The organism is Pseudomonas sp. SL4(2022) (assembly GCF_026625725.1).
In the GTDB taxonomy this organism is placed as follows: domain Bacteria; phylum Pseudomonadota; class Gammaproteobacteria; order Pseudomonadales; family Pseudomonadaceae; genus Aquipseudomonas.
Genome location: NZ_CP113060.1, coordinates 2,430,197 through 2,447,753 on the forward strand (window position 1 = coordinate 2,430,197; position 17,557 = coordinate 2,447,753).

Here is a 17,557-nt window from a genome sequence, read left to right on the forward strand (position 1 = left end):
CCGGGCAGGGCGTTCCCGGATGTCATCCGGGCTTACTGGCAGGTGCTTAGTTTGACTTGACCGCGTAATCCGGCTTCTTGTCATTGCCTTCGATATACGGACTCCACGGCTGGGCGCGGACCGGGCTGCTGGTTTCCCACACCACGGAGAACTGCCCGTCGTCCTGGATTTCACCGATCATCACGGGCTTGTGCAGGTGGTGGTTGGTCTTGTCCATGGTCAGGGTGTAGCCGCTGGGTGCAGCGAAGGTCTGGCCATAGAGCGCTTCACGGACCTTGTCGACCTCGGTGGTGCCAGCTTTCTCGACCGCTTGCGCCCACATATTGATGCCGACGTAGGTGGCTTCCATTGGGTCGTTGGTCACGGCCTTGTCAGCGCCTGGCAGGTTCTTGGCTTTGGCGTAGGCCTTCCACTTGGCGACAAACTCGGTGTTGACCGGGTTCTCTACCGACTGGAAGTAGTTCCATGCGGCCAGGTGGCCAATCAGTGGCTTGGTGTCGATGCCGCGCAGTTCTTCCTCACCCACGGAGAAGGCCACGACTGGAACGTCGGTGGCTTCCAGGCCCTGGTTGGCCAGTTCCTTGTAGAACGGCACGTTGGAGTCGCCGTTGACGGTGGAGATCACCGCAGTTTTACCACCCGCGGAGAACTTCTTGATGTTGGCAACGATGGTTTGATAATCGCTATGACCGAACGGGGTGTAGACCTCTTCGATGTCTTTTTCAGCCACGCCCTTGCTGATCAGGAAGGCGCGCAAGATCTTGTTGGTGGTGCGCGGGTAGACGTAGTCGGTGCCGAGCAGGAAGTAGCGCTTGGCGGCACCGCCGTCTTCGCTCATCAGGTACTCGACCGCTGGAATAGCCTGCTGGTTTGGCGCGGCACCGGTGTAGAACACATTCGGGGAAAGCTCTTCGCCTTCGTATTGCACGGGGTAGAACAGCAGGCCGTTGAGCTCTTCAAAGACCGGCAGCACGGATTTACGCGACACCGAGGTCCAGCAGCCGAACACCACGTCGACCTTGTCCTGGGTCAACAGCTGGCGGCCTTTCTCGGCGAACAGCGGCCAGTTGGAGGCCGGGTCAACGACTACGGCTTCCAGTTGTTTGCCGTTCACGCCGCCCTTGGCGTTGATCTCGTCGATGGTCATCAGCGCCATGTCTTTCAGCGACGTTTCCGAAATGGCCATGGTGCCGGACAGCGAGTGCAGGATGCCGACTTTGATGGTCTCGGCGGCTTGCACGGTCCAGGTCATGCCCATGGCGGCGATGGACGCGGTGAGGGTAAAGGCCTTGATCAGGTTGCGACGTTGCATGGTGCGATCTCCATTCACGAACTTAAGTGTTTGAGCTGCTGGTTTTTAGTTGTTTGTCTGGCAGTTGAAACAGGGCAGGGCCCTGGGTCTTCACTTCAGGTCTTCACCTCTGGTGCCGGCATGGTGCGCTGACGCGCGCTGTGCAGCATGTGCAGGGTGATCTTGCGCACTTCGGCCTTGCTGACCTCTATATGGGTCTTGAGCAATAGCTGTGCCTCTTCGCATCGCCGCGACAAAATTGCCGCGAGAATTTCGCCATGTTCGTCATAAGTGGCCGCCACGCGCGGGCTCTGGGTGAAGTCCAAGCGCCTGATAATGCGGATCTTCTCGCTCACCTCGGCGTGTAGGCGGGCCATCTCGCGGTTGCCGGCGGCTACCAGCAACTGGCAGTGAAAGCGCTCATCCAGGCGCGAGACTTCGCGGCCGTCCTGTAAGCGCTGCTCGGGTTGCACCAGCCAGGTGCGTTGCAGTTGCACCAGTGCGTCGCTGTGCTCGTCTTGGGGGCGTTCGCACAACCGCCGTACGGCCTCCAGTTCGAGGACGATGCGCACCTCGTACAGCTCCTCGAAATGCGCGAAGTCGAACGGCATCACCTGCCAGCCACTGCGGAAATACACCTTTAGGTAGCCTTCGCGCTGCAGGCGGTACAGCGCCTGGCGCACCGGGGTGCGGCTGGCGGCCACGCGCTCGGCGATCTCGCCTTCGGAGAAGCGATCACCGGGCAGCAGGCGGAACTCGAAGATGTCGTCTTTGAGCTGCTGGTAGATGCGTTCGGCGAGGTTGTCCGGGCGTTCATTGCCGCTGCTGGCGGCGTCGCTCAGTTGCATGGCGTCAGCCCTGCTGCTGGCTGGCGATAAAGGCGCGCCAGCCACCGAAGCTGGTGATATCGCGCGCGCCATCCAGCGCATAGGGTTCGCAGATAAAGCCTTTGACCCAGCGACCGTCGGCCAGCTGCAGATTGCCGATGCCCAGCGGCGCCGGAATCTCCGCGACCAATTCGCCAAAGCGTGCCTGGGGTATATCCCACAGCTCGACGATGATCGCCGCGCCATCGGCGGCCACCCGCGCCAGGCCCGGTTTCGGCGGCACGGTGCCGGGCAGGGCATACAGGCGATAGGTGGCGGCGCTGGTGGTTTGCTCGACCAGCACGGCGTCGCGGCTGGTCAGCTGGAAATTCAGCGGCATACCGGTCAGGTGTGCACCGACCACGGCGACGCGCACGCTGCCGGGGGCTGGCGTGCTGCTCGGCGCTTGCTCGGGCAATGCTTTACCCGTGGCACCCAGCGGCAGCTTGAGCGCTTGCTGCCAGCGTTGACCGAAGGCCGCCAGGGCCTGATCGTGCCAGGCTGGGGCGATCAGGGTGATTCCGGCCGGTAGGCCATCGGCGCGAAAACCGGCGGGCAGGGCCAGGGCGGACAAATCGGCGAGGTTGGTGAAGTTGGTGTAGGTGCCGAACTGGCTGTTGAACAGCACGGGCTCTGCGTCCATCTCGGCCAGCGTGCGCAGGGTCGGCGAGGTTGGTACGACTAGCGCGTCGAAACCGGCCAGCACGTCATTGATCGTCCGGCTCAGTGCTGCGCGAGTGTATTCGGCCTTGTAGGCATCACCGGCGCTGTACGTGTGACCGTTCTCGACGATGCCGCGCACCACCGGGTTGATATGTGCCGGGTCGACGCCTTCCAGCGCCACGCTGCGTTCGGCGACCCAGCTGCCGTAATAGAGCTGCTCGGCCAGTTGCTGGAAGGGCGAAAAATCAATCTCTACCAGCTGCACATCCAGCTCGCGCAACGTGCCCAAGGCCTGCTCAAACACCGCTAGGTTCTGCGTATCGCCAAAGAACTCGGGGTTGCTCGGCACCGCCAGGCGCGGCTTGGCCGGCATGCCGACCTTGGCGCTATTGGGGTTCTTGCGGCTGTAGGGATCGGCTGCGTCATAGCCGCCGGCGATCTGCGCCACGCTCAGGGCATCGCTGACGGTCAGGGCAAACACCGAGATGCAATCGAGGGTCTTGCAGGCCGGTACCAGACCGCTATTGGACAGCCAGCCTTTGCTCGGCTTGAGCCCGACAATATTGTTGAAACCGGCCGGCACGCGGCCCGAGCCGGCGGTGTCGGTGCCCAGCGAGAAGGGCACCAGGCCGCGCGCGACCACGCTGGCCGAACCGGAGCTGGACCCGCCGCTGACGTAATCCGGGTTGCAACTATTGGGCACCGCGCCATAGGGCGAGCGGGTGCCGACCAGTCCGGTGGCGAACTGGTCGAGGTTGGTTTTGCCGATTAGGATGGCGCCGGCGGCGCGCAGCTTGGCCACCACCGTGGCGTCGGCGGCAGCGCTGTAGGCGAACTCCGGGCAGGCGGCGGTGGTGGGCCAGCCGGCGGCGTCGATATTGTCTTTGATGGCGAATGGCACGCCGTACAGCGGCAGCTTGCTTAGCTCGCCGTTGGCCGCGTCGAGCAGCGCTGACAAAGCATCGAGTTGGCTGTTGAGCTGAGCTTCGCTGGCCAGGGTGATCCAGGCATTGTCCTTTGTGCTCAGTGCGAGGCGCAGGCTATGCAGCAGTTCGGCGGGCGATTGGCTGTCGCGGTAGGCCTGTTGCCAATCGTTCAGGGTGAAGGCGTGGGGGGCGTTGGCCATGCGCTGAAATTCCATCTTGTATCCAAGAGATGGAATGCCTAGAGCAATGTCGGTGCCAGTTAATAGAAGTTATTTATTTTCAAGTGGTTAAGTGTTTTTAAGGGCGTGGGGTGATGGTTCTGATCGGCGTTATGCACCGCCGTAGGGCTGCATTGCATGCCGATGGTGCGAGGGGGGCGCCTGTAATTCGGATGCAATCCAGGACTTAGCGTGCTGATGGCATTAACCGCTCCCTGATTTTATCCGGGCTACGGCCTGACTTTATGGGCGGCAGCGTTCGGCAGTCGTAGCCGTCACGGTGGACGAAAAGGGCGTCGTCCACTACGGCGGCAGTCAGGGTTTTGCTTAGTCGTAGCCTGGATTAGCCGGAGGCGTAATCCGGGGTTCGCTGCAGGCTCGTATCAGGCTTCACTAATCCAGCCGGGGGCATCAGAGCGCGAGGTAGTTCTTAACCCCGGTAAAGATGATCTGCGCGGCCAGTGCACAGACGAACAGCCCCATCAAACGACTGACAATCTGCAAGCCCTGATCGCCGAGCAGGCGTTCGAACTGGTTGGACATATACAGCACCACGCCCACCGTCAGGCTGGCCAGGGCGATGCCCAGCACGGCGATGGCCTTGTCGCCCCAGTCCGGCTGGCTGGCGCCCATTAGCAGTAGCGCGCCGATGGTGCCGGGGCCGACGGTGAGCGGGATGGTCAGCGGCACGATGGTCACGTCCTGCTGCACGTTGTCGCTCTGCACCGCCGATTTGCCCTGGGCCATGCCGAGGGCCGAGATAAACAGCACGCTACCGGCACCAATGCGGAAGGCGTCGATGGTGATGCCGAACAGGGTAAAGATATGCTTGCCGAACAGGTACAGCAGTACGCTGGCGATCAGCACACCGAGGGCGACTTTCCAGGCCAGGCGCTTGCGCTCCTTGACCGTGTAGCCACGGCTTAGGCCGATAAAACACGACAGCACGAAGAACGGGCTATAGAGCACCAGCAGTTTCAAATACAGGCTGAACAGCGCGGACGCCATGGAAAGGACTCGTCTCGATAAAGAAGGGTGGCAGGGTAAGCGTGTATCGGTTGCCGGGCAATCAACCCTGCTCAGGAAGGCAGGGCGTCGCGCTGGCGACGGATTTCCCGTTCGGCGACCCAGTGTTCGATCAGCTCACGCAGTTGCGACATCTCCACCGGCTTGGACATGTGCCCGTCCATGCCAGCCTGGCGCGCGCGTTCTTTATGCTCATTGAGGATATGCGCGGTGAGTGCCACCACCGGAGTACGTGGGCGTTGCTCGGCCGCTTCCCAGGCGCGTAACTGCTCGGTGGCGGAGAAACCGTCAAGTACCGGCATTTCGCAGTCCATCAGCACCAGATCGTATTGCTGGGCTTTCATCGCACTGAGGGCTTCTTCGCCGTTGCTGGCCGTTTCGGGCTGCAGGTTGAGTTTGCCCAGCATGCCGCGGATCACCTTGGTGGAGATGGTGTTGTCCTCTGCCACCAGAATGCGGAAATCGCCGGGCACATTCAGCGGCGTGCTCTGTGGCGCCGGGCTGAACATCGGCGAGTTGCCTTTGCCGCGCTGTGCCAGTTCATCGGCCAGGGTGGTTTTCAGGGTGTAGCCGGCCACGGGCTTGGCCAGGATGCGTTTGATCCCGGCGTTACGCGCGATGATCTTGCTCGGCGCATTGCTGATGCCAGTGAGCATGATTACCAGAATGTCGTGGTTGAGGTTGGCGTCTTCCTTGATCCGCGCGGCCAGCTGCATGCCGGTCATACCGGGCATGTCCTGATCAAGTAGCACGGCATCGAAGTATTCACGCAGGTGCGCCTTGGTGCGCAGCAGGGCCATGGCCTCCTTGCCTGACGGCACCGCACTGACTTGCATGCCCCAGGCGCTGCATTGCTGCACCAGCACCTTGCGACAGGTGTCGTTGTCGTCCACCACCAGCAGACGCGCACCTTGCAGCGAGGCATCGAGGTCGGCGGTGGGCTGCTCCAGGCGCGAGGCGTCCAGCGGCAGGGTGAGCCACAGGGTCGAGCCTTGGCTGCCGCCGCTTTGGATGCCGAATTCGCCTTCCATCAGGCGCACCAATTGGCGGGCGATGATCAGGCCGAGGCGGCCGCCGAGTTTGCTGGCGGCAAGGAAGTCCTTGCTGTGCAGCTCGGCATTCAGCAGCGCATCCCGCTCGCTGGCGTCCAGCGGTTTGCCGCTGTCCTGCACGGCGATGCGCAGGCGTGGCTGCTCGCCGGTGGTGTCGAGGGCTACCACCAGGAGAATTTCGCCTTCATCAGTCTGCTTGAAGGCATTGTCCAGCAAGCTCAGCAGGGTCTGGCGCAGACGTGTGGGATCGCCGCTGATCACCCGCGGCACTTGCGGCTGCATAAAGCTGATCAGCTCGACCTTCTGCTGCTCGGCCTTGGCGCGGAAGATATCCAGGCAGTCTTCGATCAGTGCGTTGAGGTCAAACTGCACGTCATCCAGCTCGATCTGCCCGGACTCCAGCTTGGAGATATCGAGGATTTCGTTAATCAGGGTGAGCAGTTCATTGCCCGAGCTGTGGATGGTCTGTACGTAGTCGCGCTGCTTGGCCGACAGCGGGGTGCCGAGCAGCAGCTCGGTCATGCCTAGCACGCCATTCATCGGGGTGCGAATTTCATGGCTGATCTTGGCGAGAAATTCCGCTTTGGCCTTCAGCTCGGCGGAGCTGGCCGCCAGGGCGCGGCTGGTGCTGAAATGATCCTGCATGATGCGGCGCTGTCGCTCGCTCAGCGCCATGCTGAGGATAAAGCCGCTGACGGTGGTGGTGGCGAGCAGGCCGTAGGCGATCCACTCACTCTGTACCGCCCAGTAGCCGAACAGGATTGGCAGAGCGCAGATAAAGGCTGCACAAAACAGCAGCACCGCCAGGCTGAACAGTCGTGCGGGTTGATAACCGTGGCGCCAATGAGTCAGGGCGACAATTAGGATGCTCAGGCCCGCGACCCCGTTGAGCAGATAGACCAGCTGGTTGAACTGCAAGCTGGTGGCGATCAGCAGGATGACGCACACCAGGCTGATCACCACCACTTCAGCGGTCAGCACATGGTTGAGCGGCGTACGCGGGCAAACCTTGTGGAAGAAGCTGGCGGTAAAGCACAGGGCGCAGAGTGCGGCCAGCAGCATCGACAGGTTGGCGATCTGCGGCTGCAGGCTTTGCCACTCATCCAGCCATGGTGTGCTGACTCCCAACAGACTGACGACTGCCACCAGTTGGCAAACCTGAGTGGCGGCCAGCCAGAGTCCGCTGACGGCACGGGTATAGAGGAACCGTACCAGGTTATAGGCCACCAGCATGCCCAGGCAGCCAAGCAGCAGGCCGAACAACAAGGGCCGATTATCATCGGCTGCCATGGACTGCGCACTTTGTAGGGTAATGCTGGGTCGCAGAGCATGTTCTGAAGCCAGGCGCAGGTAGATGTCCAGCGGCTGGTCGGTCCTGGGCAGCGGCAGAAGGAAGTCACGGCTAGCCAGAGGGCGGCTGGAAAACGGCAGGTTATTGCCCGTGTGTGCCTGCTCAATCAGTTCATCACCCTGTACGACATACAGATCGAGGTAGGCCAGGTAGGGGGCAAAGACCCGTAGCATCTGCGCATCGGTGTTGGCCGAGAGCCGATGATGAAGCCATAGAGCACTGGAACCGCCTGGCGTATACAGCTGGGTCAGGTCAGTGGGGAGGAACTGGGATTTACGCGCAGGGCTGCGAATATCATTGAATTGCAGTTCGGCGTTTGAATCAGTGAGGCGCGACCAGGAAGCCTGTGGCTCTGCCTGAACTGACGCCAGGGTAAGCGTCATCAGCAGTGTGCTGAGCAGCAGGTAGGTGGCAATCCTCAGCCGGCGCACAGTGAAGTCCCTTCAAAAATAAGTGGTCGGATTATAGCCAAGCTGTTCGCGAGGGAAATATGACAAAGGTGGCCAATTGGCCACCTTTGTCGTGTTTTACCTATTATTTACCTTCACTTCTCCCCGCGTTCGCGGGCGATGGCGCGGTAACCGATATCAGTGCGGTAGAAACTGCCGCTCCAGCGAATTTTCTCGGTCAGGCGATAAGCCTGTTGTTGGGCTTCCTCAACCGTACGACCGATGGCGGTGGCGCACAATACGCGGCCACCTGCGGTGACGATCTGGCCATCCTTCAGTGCGGTTCCCGCATGGAACACTTTGCCTTCCAATTGCGCGGCAGCATCCAGGCCTTCGATCACATCGCCCTTGGCGTAATCGGCCGGGTAGCCGCCCGCAGCGATTACCACGCCGACGGTCGGGCGCGGGTCCCAGGTGGCTTCGACCTTGTCCAGCGCCTTGGCCAGTGCGGCTTCGACCAGCAGCACCAGAGAGCTTTCCAGGCGGCACATGATCGGCTGGGTTTCCGGGTCGCCGAAGCGGCAGTTGAACTCAATGACCTTGGGCTTGCCAGCCTTGTCGATCATCAGCCCGGCGTAGAGGAAGCCGGTGTAGACGTTGCCTTCGCTGGCCATGCCGCGCACGGTCGGGTAGATCACTTCGTCCATTACGCGCTGGTGCACGTCGGCGGTGACCACCGGGGCTGGCGAGTAAGCGCCCATGCCGCCGGTGTTGGGGCCGGTATCGGCGTCACCGACGCGCTTGTGGTCCTGGCTGGTGGCCATCGGTAGCACGTTCTCGCCGTCGACCATGACGATGAACGAAGCTTCTTCTCCGTCCAGAAACTCTTCAATGACCACGCGCGAACCGGCGTCCCCGAAAGCGTTGCCAGCGAGCATGTCGCGTACGGCGTCTTCGGCTTCGGTCAGGGTCATGGCGACGATCACGCCTTTGCCCGCAGCCAGGCCGTCAGCCTTGATCACGATCGGCGCGCCTTTCTCGCGCAAGTAGGCCAGGGCCGGCTCGACTTCGGTGAAGTTCTGGTAGTCGGCGGTAGGGATCGCGTGGCGGGCGAGGAAGTCCTTGGTAAAGGCCTTGGAACCTTCCAGCTGGGCGGCGGCGGCGGTAGGGCCGAAGATATCCAGCTTACGCGAGCGGAACAGATCAACCACGCCCTTCACCAGCGGCGCTTCCGGGCCGACGATGGTCAGCTGCACATTCTTTTCGGCGAAGTCAGCCAGCTGCTCAATGGCCAGCACGTCGATATTCACGTTCTCGCACTTGGGTTCGACGGCGGTGCCGGCGTTGCCGGGGGCGACGAAGACTTTCGTGACGCGCTTGTCTTGTGCCACTTTCCAGGCCAGGGCGTGTTCACGACCGCCGCTGCCGATGATCAATACGTTCATGTTGCTCTCCCAGTGGAGGCGGGCGTTGAGCCCGTTTGGTGGATAAGCAAAACGTTATCCACCCTACGAAATGGGTGCTGCGTAGGGTGGATGGCCGCAGCCATCCACCGTTCCATCAATCAGTGACGGAAATGACGCATGCCGGTGAACACCATGGCAATGCCCGCTTCGTCGGCCGCGGCAATCACTTCCGCATCGCGCATCGAGCCGCCTGGCTGGATCACCGCGGTGATGCCATTGGCCGCCGCGTTGTCCAGGCCGTCGCGGAACGGGAAGAAGGCGTCGGACGCCATCACCGAACCGGCAACCTGCAGGCCGGCGTGTTCGGCCTTGATCGCGGCAATGCGCGCAGAGTTGACGCGGCTCATCTGGCCGGCACCGACACCAATGGTCTGGCGGCCCTTGGCATAGACAATGGCGTTGGATTTGACGAACTTGGCCACTTTCCAGGCGAAGATCAGGTCATGAATTTCCTGCTCGCTTGGTGCGCGCTGGGTGACGATCTTCAGGTCTTCGGCCTTGATCATGCCGATGTCGCGGCTCTGCACCAGCAGGCCACCGTTGACGCGTTTGAAGTCCCAACCGGCGCTGCGCTCGGCCGGCCATTCGCCGCATTCGAGCAGGCGTACGTTGGCTTTGGCGGCGACTACGGCACGGGCTTCTGCACTGATTTTCGGCGCGATGATTACTTCGACAAACTGGCGCTCGACGATGGCTTTCGCAGTCTCGCCGTCCAGCTCGCGGTTAAAGGCGATGATGCCGCCGAACGCCGACTCGGTGTCAGTGGCGTAGGCCAGTTCATAGGCCTGGCGGATGCCGCCTTCGCTGTCCAAAGCCACGGCCACGCCGCATGGGTTGGCGTGCTTGACGATCACGCAGGCTGGCTTGACGAAGCTCTTCACGCATTCCAGCGCGGCGTCGGTGTCGGCGACGTTGTTGAACGACAGCTCCTTGCCTTGCAGCTGAATGGCGCTGGCCACGCTGGCTTCACCCTTCTGCGCTTCCACGTAGAACGCCGCGCTCTGGTGCGGGTTCTCGCCGTAGCGCATTTCCTGAGCCTTGATGAACTGGCTGTTGAAGGTGCGCGGAAAGGCGCCGCGGTCTTCGGTGGACAGGGTGTCGCGGCTCTGGTCGATGGTGCCCAGGTAGTTGGCGATCATGCCGTCGTAGGCAGCGGTGTGCTCGAAGGCTTTCAGGGCCAGGTCGAAACGCTGGGCGTAGCTCAGGCCGCCAGCTTTGAGGCTTTCGACGATGCCGGCGTAGTCGCCTGCATTGACCACGATGGCCACGTCTTTGTGGTTCTTCGCGGCGGAGCGGACCATGGTCGGGCCGCCGATGTCGATGTTCTCGATGGCGTCGGCCAGGTCACAGCCCGGCTTGGCCACGGTGGCGGCGAAGGGGTAGAGGTTGACCGCGACCAGGTCGATCGGCTTGATGCCATGCTGCTCCATCACCGCGCCGTCGAGGGCGCGGCGGCCGAGGATGCCGCCGTGGATCTTCGGGTGCAGGGTCTTGACGCGACCGTCCATCATTTCCGGGAAACCGGTGTAGTCGGCCACTTCCACGGCAGCGATGCCGTTATCCTTGAGCAGCTTGTAAGTGCCGCCGGTGGAGAGAATTTCCACATTCAGGGCGACGAGCTCGCGGGCAAACTCGAGGATGCCGGTCTTGTCGGAAACACTGATCAAGGCGCGGCGAACGGGGAGGCGGGTGGTCTGGTCGGTCATTTCAGAATCCATCAGAGCAGGGATATCAGCAAAAAAGGCGGCTCATGTGGGCCGCCCTTTTCGGGAATTCGGGATTACAGCAGGTCGTATTGCTTGAGCTTCTTGCGCAGGGTGCCGCGATTCAGGCCGAGCAGCTCGGAGGCCTTGGTCTGGTTGCCCTTGACGTAGTTCATCACGGTTTCCAGCAACGGTGCCTCGACTTCGGTGAGCACCAGGTTGTAAACGTCACTGACGTCTGCGCCCTCAAGATGGGCGAAATAATTGTGCAGGGCCTTCTCAACGCTGCCGCGCAGGGTTTGCCCCTCTTCGCTTGGCGTATTGAGATGCTGCTTCAAGCTGCTGTTGTCACTCACGGGAGCCATTTCACTTCCTAAAGTCTCAGTCAACATCGTCATGCGGCCACCCCTTCTCCATTGTTATTACGCTCGCTGAAGAACTCGCGAACGTTGGCGCACTGCGCGTCCGTACTGTCCAGACGATTGAATTGGGCGCGGAACTCCCTCGCGCCCGGCAAGGTTGCGAGATACCAACTGACATGCTTGCGGGCAATCCGCACGCCCATTACATCGCCGTAGAAGGCGTGCAGTGCAGTCAGATGTTCAAGCAGAATGCGTTCCACTTCGAGCAGGCTGGGGGCCGGGAGCTGTTCACCGGTACGCAGATAATGCTCGACCTCACGGAATATCCACGGCCGGCCCTGGGCTGCGCGACCGATCAGCAGGCCATCGGCGCCAGTGGCAGCCAGTACGGCCTTGGCCTTCTGCGGCGAGTCGATATCGCCGTTGGCCAGCACGGGAATCGACACCGCCTGCTTGATCGCGGCGATGGTGTCGTACTCGGCTTCGCCCATGTACAGGTCGGCGCGGGTGCGGCCGTGTACGGCCAGGGCGACAATCCCGCTGTCTTCAGCGATCTTCGCCACGCTGATGCCGTTCTTGTTGTCACGGTCCCAGCCGGTGCGGATTTTCAGGGTCACCGGCACATCCACGGCGGCGACCACAGCCTGAAGAATCTCGCGAACTAAAACTTCGTCTTTCAACAGGGCGGAGCCGGCGGCCTTGTTACAGACCTTCTTGGCCGGACAGCCCATGTTGATGTCGATAATCTGCGCGCCCATGTCCACGTTGCGCCGCGCCGCCTCGGCGAGCATCTCCGGATCACCGCCGGCGATCTGCACCGAGCGGGGCTCGGGATCACCACTGTGGATCATGCGCAGGCTCGACTTGCGGGTGTTCCACAGGCGCACATCGCTGGTGACCATTTCCGACACCACCAGACCCGCTCCCATGCGCTTGCACAGCTGGCGAAACGGCTGATCAGTGACGCCCGCCATGGGAGCGAGAATCAGCGAGTTTGGCAATGTGTAAGGGCCGATGCGTAGCGCCGACATAGGGCTTCCCTGCTCAAGAGACGTGCTGTTGAACAATTAGGAGAGTGCGAAAAAGGGTGGGCATGATACCCGCTCTGGATGACCTGAGAAAGGCCGTTTTGAACAAATTCTGAACAGCTATTGGCTTATCGCCAAGTGTTTGGTTGTGGCAGATTGTCAGGCAATACGCCTGCTGCAGGCTATTCCGGTGAGTGAAAGCTCAGGCTGTAGTTCACCGCCTGGGTGCCCGGGTCGAGGATGTCCAGGGATATGTGAATAGGCGTCTGCGGCGGCATTTCCGCGTTGCCGGCCAGCTCGCCAGCGAGGTATTCGCTGGGCTTGAAACGGCGGCTGGCGAGCAGTTGGCCGTTGATGTCGGCAAAGCGCATTTCCAGCAGCGGGAAGGGCTGCGAGAACGCCGCACGGTTGTAGAGGATGGCATCAACTATCAGGGCGCCGCTGAATTCCGGATGGCTGCGTACCACCAGGTTGCTGCTCTTGACCTGGGCGATGTCGACCTTGGAGGGCAGCTGGCAGCCGACAGCCGGGCACAGTTGCTCAAACCAGGGGCGGTAATGATCCTGGCGCGCCAGTTCATTGAAGTGGTATGCCACGTACTGCCCGGCAAGGGCAGCCGCGCCGAGCACATTCAGCAGACCCCAGCCGATCCAGCGCCCCCAGGGTTTCTTCGGCTGTTGCCAATCCAGCTGCAGCGGCTCGTCGTCTAGCTCGAACAGGTGCTCGTCCCGCAATTCGGGTTCGTTGCGTGGAGTTTTCTTAGTGGCGGCTGTGGCTTGCACGTCGTCGTCGCGTCGTGCGCTGAACGGTTTGTGCTCAGCATGCAGTTCGATCTCAGGTTCCGGCGGCGCCACGCGGCGGTCAGCGGTGTTGAGGTTGAGCGGCGGTTCTGTTGCCGGCAGCGAAAAGGTTTCCGGCACGGCGGCAATCGGTTCAGCCGGGCTGGGTGCGCGTGGTGCTGGCGGTGGCATGTCGAGAGGCCGCTCATCCTGCAAGGTCAAGCTGGCAGTGGGCCTGGGTTGTTCATCCTGCAACAGTGCTTCGGCCCAGCGCTCGTCGTGCGGATCATGCTCGATGGGATCCGGGGTGAGAAAGTTTTCGCTGTATTTGGGCGCGCTATCAATCGCCAGAAACTGTTTCGACAGTTGCTGTTCCTGGGCTTCGAGCTTGGCCAACTCTTCATCCAGGTCGAGGCTGTCGAGGTCCAAGTCGTCATGAATCCACAGCGTATCGCCGGTTTTACTGCTGGCAGGCGCCGCCGGTATTGCGGGCGCGGCACTGGGCATTGCCGGGCGTGGCGCGGGCGGCACGGGTGGTTTGCTCGGCTGTGGAGTCGGTGTTGGCGCGGCGGCTGGCGCTGTGGGCGGCGGCAGTTGCTGGCCCTGCTCACGCAGCTGTTGCGCGGCATTGAACACATGCAGACAGGCTCCGCAGCGCACAGCACCATGGGCAGCGCCCAGCTGCGTGAGGTTCACGCGAAAGCTGGTACGGCAATGGGGGCACTGGGTGATGAAGCTCTGGGTCATGCGGTGATCCGGCTAAGCAAGGCGGCTAGTCTAACGCAAGTGCTTGCTAATGCAGCAGCTGCGCGCTGTGGCGGTTAGCGGCGCACGCCACTGATACGTACCCAGCCGTCTTTATCGGTGGTTGGGTCGAGGGTGAAGGTGTCGTTGTAGGCCGCGCGAACCTCGTCAGCCTGCTCGGCAAGGATGCCCGACAGTGCCAGGCGGCCGCCCTGCTTGACCAGGCGGGTGATCTGCGGGGCCAGCGCCACCAGCGGGCCGGCGAGGATATTGGCGACGACGACGTCCGCAGGTTGTTGCGGCATGTCTTCAGGCAGGTAAAGCGGGAAGCGTGCGGCGTCGATGCCATTGCGCTGGGCATTGTCGCGCGAGGCTTCGATGGCCTGAATGTCGATGTCGGTGCCGACTGCCTGCGGCGCGCCGAGCAGCAGGGCGGCAATCGCCAGAATGCCTGAGCCACAACCGAAGTCGATCACGCTGCAATCCTGCAGGTTCTGGCCGTCCAGCCATTCCAGGCACAACGCGGTGGTCGGGTGGGTGCCGGTGCCGAAGGCCAGGCCCGGATCGAGCAGCAGGTTGACGGCGTCGGGCTCCGGCGCGGCGTGCCAGCTCGGCACGATCCACAGGCGCTGGCCGAAACGCATCGGCTGGAAGCCGTCCATCCAGCTGCGCTCCCAGTCCTGGTCGGCGATCACTTCGGCCTGGTGCTCCGGCAAGTCGGCGTCGGTCAGCAGCTGCAGGTGCGCGAACACCGCGTTGGCGTCGGTATCGGCTTCAAACAGGGCGAGCAGGTGAGTGTGCGACCACAGCGGTGTGGTGCCCAGGTCCGGCTCGAAAATCGGCTGGTCTTCGGCGTCCATAAAGGTCACTGAGACGGCGCCGACTTCCAGCAACGCATCTTCGTAGGTTTCCGCCTGCTCCGGGGTGATGGCGAGACGGACTTGTAACCAGGGCATGGGAAAACCTCGTGAACGTTGTGGCGGGATGGCGCAAATTGGCGCGCAGCTTACTTGAAGCGGTGGTGCAGCTGCCACCGCTTGCGGTTGGCAGAAACGACAAAGGCCGCCGAATGGCAGCCTTTGTTTAGCATTTCAGTCATGACCGCGCGGGCTAGAGCGGGACAAGGCAAAACGGGTGAGGAAGCGGAGTTTACGTCTGTAAATGAGCATTACTCGCTTCGCTCGCCCTTTCGGGGCCGCACTAAAGTGCGTTAGCCGCAAGCGGCTTTCCGAGGCCGTTTTTAACGCAGTACCGCCGACGCGCAGCAGGTCATTGCGGTTTAGTGCTTATCCATCCCCAGTTTTTTCTCCAGGTAGTGGATATTCACGCCGCCTTTGCAGAAGCCTTTGTCACGGACCAGGTCGCGGTGCAGCGGCACGTTGGTCTTGATGCCGTCGACCACAATCTCATCCAGCGCGTTGCGCATACGGGCCATGGCCTCGTCGCGGTCCTTACCGTAGGTGATCAGCTTGCCGATCAGCGAGTCGTAGTGCGGCGGCACGGTGTAACCGCTGTACAGGTGCGAGTCGACCCGTACACCGTTACCGCCTGGGGCGTGGAAATGCTTGACCTTGCCGGGGCAGGGCATGAAGTTGTCCGGGTCTTCGGCGTTGATCCGGCATTCCAGCGAATGGCCGCGAATCACCACGTCACTCTGCTTGAACGACAGTTTGTTGCCAGCGGCGATGCTGAGCATCTCCTTGACGATGTCGATACCGGTGACCATTTCCGAAACCGGATGCTCAACCTGCACGCGGGTGTTCATCTCGATAAAGTAGAAGCGGCCGTCTTCGTAAAGGAACTCGAAGGTGCCGGCGCCGCGGTAGCCGATCTCGATGCAGGCATCGACGCAGCGTTGCAGCACTTCGGCGCGGGCTTTTTCATCGATGCCCGGTGCCGGCGCTTCTTCCAGTACCTTCTGGTGACGGCGCTGCAGCGAGCAGTCGCGGTCACCCAGGTGGATGGCGTTGCCCTGGCCGTCGGAGATCACCTGGACTTCCACGTGACGTGGATTGCCGAGGAACTTCTCCAGATAGACCATCGGGTTGCCGAACACCGAACCGGCTTCGCTGCGGGTCAGTTTGGCCGATTTGATCAGGTCTTCTTCCTTGTATACCACGCGCATACCGCGACCACCGCCGCCGCCAGCGGCTTTGATGATCACCGGGTAGCCAACTTCGCGAGCAATCTGCAGGGCCGTTTCCTCGTCTTCCGGCAGTGGGCCGTCAGAGCCAGGCACCACAGGTACGCCGGCGCGCTTCATGGCGTCCTTGGCCGATACCTTGTCGCCCATCAGGCGAATGGTCTCGGCTTTCGGGCCGATAAAGGCGAAGCCAGAGTTTTCCACCTGTTCGGCGAAATCGGCGTTTTCCGCGAGGAAGCCGTAGCCGGGGTGAATGGCCGTCGCGCCGGTCACTTCAGCGGCGCTGATGATTGCCGGAATATTCAGGTAGGACAGCGCGCCAGCAGCCGGGCCGATGCACACCGACTCGTCGGCTAGGCCCAGGTGCATCAGTTCACGGTCGGCAGTGGAGTGCACCGCGACGGTCTTGATGCCCAGCTCTTTACAGGCGCGCAAGATGCGCAGGGCGATCTCGCCGCGGTTGGCGATCAGAACTTTTTCCAACATCGCTGGCTCTCCGTGGATCAAACGATGGTGAACAGAGGCTGGTCGTATTCCACCGGCTGACCGTTCTCGCCCAAGATGGATTCGATCACGCCGCTGGTTTCGGCCTCGATGTGGTTCATCATCTTCATCGCTTCAACGATGCAGAGAATGTCGCCTTTCTTCACGCTCTGACCGACTTCTACGAAGTTGGCCGACGTTGGGCCGGATGCGCGGTAGAACGTGCCGACCATTGGCGAGCGCACTACGGTGCCATTCAGCTTGGCGGCAGCCGGAGCTGCTGCTTCAGTGGCGACCGGTGTTGCCGCAACCGGAGCAGCTGCAGGCGCAGGTGCCTGAGCGTACATCGGCTGTTGCATAAAGGCCGGCTGCTTGCTGTGACGGCTGATGCGCACGGACTCTTCGCCTTCGCGAATCTCCAGCTCGTCGATACCGGACTCTTCCAGCAGCTCGATCAGTTTTTTGACTTTACGAATATCCATAGTGGTTCAACTCCCGGTGAGGTCAGGGGCGCTTAAGTTCAAGTTGTTCGAGTGCAGCCTCCAATGCCAGTCGGTAACCGCTGGCGCCAAGGCCGCAGATCACTCCCACCGCAACATCGGAAAAGTAGGAGTGATGGCGGAAAGCTTCGCGTTTGTGCACGTTGGACAAATGCACTTCGATGAATGGGATGCTCACTGCCAGCAATGCGTCACGTAATGCGACGCTGGTGTGAGTAAAAGCGGCAGGATTGATCAGGATAAAGTCGACACCTTCGCCTTTCGCGGCGTGAATACGATCAATTAGTTCGTATTCGGCATTGCTCTGCAGGTACAGCAGATGGTGGCCTGTCTCACGCGCACGGCGTTCCAGGTCGAGGTTGATTTGCTCCAGAGTGACGGCGCCGTAAACCCCTGGCTCGCGAGTGCCGAGCAAGTTGAGGTTGGGGCCGTGCAGTACCAATAAGGTCGCCATGGTCCTTAATCCTTGTTTTTCTACTGCGCAGGACTATGCCGCGACAGCGCGGGGCTGTCCAGTTCTCAGCAATAGTCGTCACGATGGCCGCAGATTGCGGCAGATATATGACT

At 61.6% G+C, this 17,557-nt stretch carries 14 protein-coding genes; all 14 read right to left on the minus strand.

All coding sequences use genetic code 11. The features are described from left to right. Nucleotides 1-46 precede the first annotated feature (46 nt). Complete coding sequence (gene urtA, locus OU997_RS11480) at nucleotides 47-1,312, minus strand: urea ABC transporter substrate-binding protein (RefSeq protein WP_108486845.1); 1,266 nt, start codon at nucleotides 1,310-1,312, stop codon at nucleotides 47-49. Between the two features lie 95 nt (nucleotides 1,313-1,407). Further along, nucleotides 1,408-2,139, minus strand: a complete 732-nt coding sequence (locus OU997_RS11485; RefSeq protein WP_267806679.1) for a GntR family transcriptional regulator — start codon at nucleotides 2,137-2,139, stop codon at nucleotides 1,408-1,410. Between the two features lie 4 nt (nucleotides 2,140-2,143). Next, complete coding sequence (gene atzF / locus OU997_RS11490) at nucleotides 2,144-3,946, minus strand: allophanate hydrolase (protein ID WP_267806681.1); 1,803 nt, start codon at nucleotides 3,944-3,946, stop codon at nucleotides 2,144-2,146. Between the two features lie 429 nt (nucleotides 3,947-4,375). Continuing rightward, nucleotides 4,376-4,972, minus strand: a complete 597-nt coding sequence (locus tag OU997_RS11495) for a MarC family protein (protein ID WP_108486848.1) — start codon at nucleotides 4,970-4,972, stop codon at nucleotides 4,376-4,378. Between the two features lie 71 nt (nucleotides 4,973-5,043). Further along, entirely contained in the window at nucleotides 5,044-7,824 is a 2,781-nt protein-coding gene (locus OU997_RS11500; protein ID WP_267806684.1) for a hybrid sensor histidine kinase/response regulator, read from the minus strand. A gap of 113 nt (nucleotides 7,825-7,937) precedes the next feature. Then, entirely contained in the window at nucleotides 7,938-9,227 is a 1,290-nt protein-coding gene (gene purD, locus OU997_RS11505; RefSeq protein ID WP_267806685.1) for a phosphoribosylamine--glycine ligase, read from the minus strand. 119 nt (nucleotides 9,228-9,346) lie between these two features. Next, entirely contained in the window at nucleotides 9,347-10,954 is a 1,608-nt protein-coding gene (purH, locus tag OU997_RS11510) for a bifunctional phosphoribosylaminoimidazolecarboxamide formyltransferase/IMP cyclohydrolase (protein WP_267806687.1), read from the minus strand. A 74-nt stretch (nucleotides 10,955-11,028) separates the two neighbouring features. Beyond that, nucleotides 11,029-11,349: a DNA-binding transcriptional regulator Fis gene (gene fis, locus OU997_RS11515; RefSeq protein ID WP_108486851.1), complete on the minus strand. Its 321-nt coding sequence runs from the start codon at nucleotides 11,347-11,349 to the stop codon at nucleotides 11,029-11,031. Further along, nucleotides 11,346-12,344 carry a tRNA dihydrouridine synthase DusB gene (gene dusB, locus OU997_RS11520; protein WP_108486852.1) on the minus strand — a complete coding sequence of 333 codons (999 nt, stop codon included), beginning with the start codon at nucleotides 12,342-12,344 and terminating at the stop codon, nucleotides 11,346-11,348. The genes fis and dusB overlap by 4 nt, the downstream gene beginning before the upstream one ends. 179 nt (nucleotides 12,345-12,523) lie before the next feature. Next, nucleotides 12,524-13,867 (minus strand): DUF3426 domain-containing protein, encoded by a 1,344-nt coding sequence (locus tag OU997_RS11525; RefSeq protein ID WP_267806689.1) that lies wholly within the window; start codon nucleotides 13,865-13,867, stop codon nucleotides 12,524-12,526. Between the two features lie 74 nt (nucleotides 13,868-13,941). Then, nucleotides 13,942-14,820: a 50S ribosomal protein L11 methyltransferase gene (prmA, locus tag OU997_RS11530; RefSeq protein ID WP_267806691.1), complete on the minus strand. Its 879-nt coding sequence runs from the start codon at nucleotides 14,818-14,820 to the stop codon at nucleotides 13,942-13,944. A 323-nt stretch (nucleotides 14,821-15,143) separates the two neighbouring features. Beyond that, nucleotides 15,144-16,493 (minus strand): acetyl-CoA carboxylase biotin carboxylase subunit, encoded by a 1,350-nt coding sequence (gene accC, locus OU997_RS11535; protein WP_267806693.1) that lies wholly within the window; start codon nucleotides 16,491-16,493, stop codon nucleotides 15,144-15,146. Nucleotides 16,494-16,510: 17 nt separating this feature from the next. Further along, the gene (gene accB / locus OU997_RS11540; RefSeq protein WP_108486856.1) at nucleotides 16,511-16,972 is read right to left on the minus strand and encodes an acetyl-CoA carboxylase biotin carboxyl carrier protein; all 462 of its coding nucleotides are present in this window, start codon (nucleotides 16,970-16,972) and stop codon (nucleotides 16,511-16,513) included. 22 nt (nucleotides 16,973-16,994) lie between these two features. Next, complete coding sequence (gene aroQ, locus OU997_RS11545; protein WP_108486857.1) at nucleotides 16,995-17,444, minus strand: type II 3-dehydroquinate dehydratase; 450 nt, start codon at nucleotides 17,442-17,444, stop codon at nucleotides 16,995-16,997. Nucleotides 17,445-17,557: the final 113 nt, after the last annotated feature.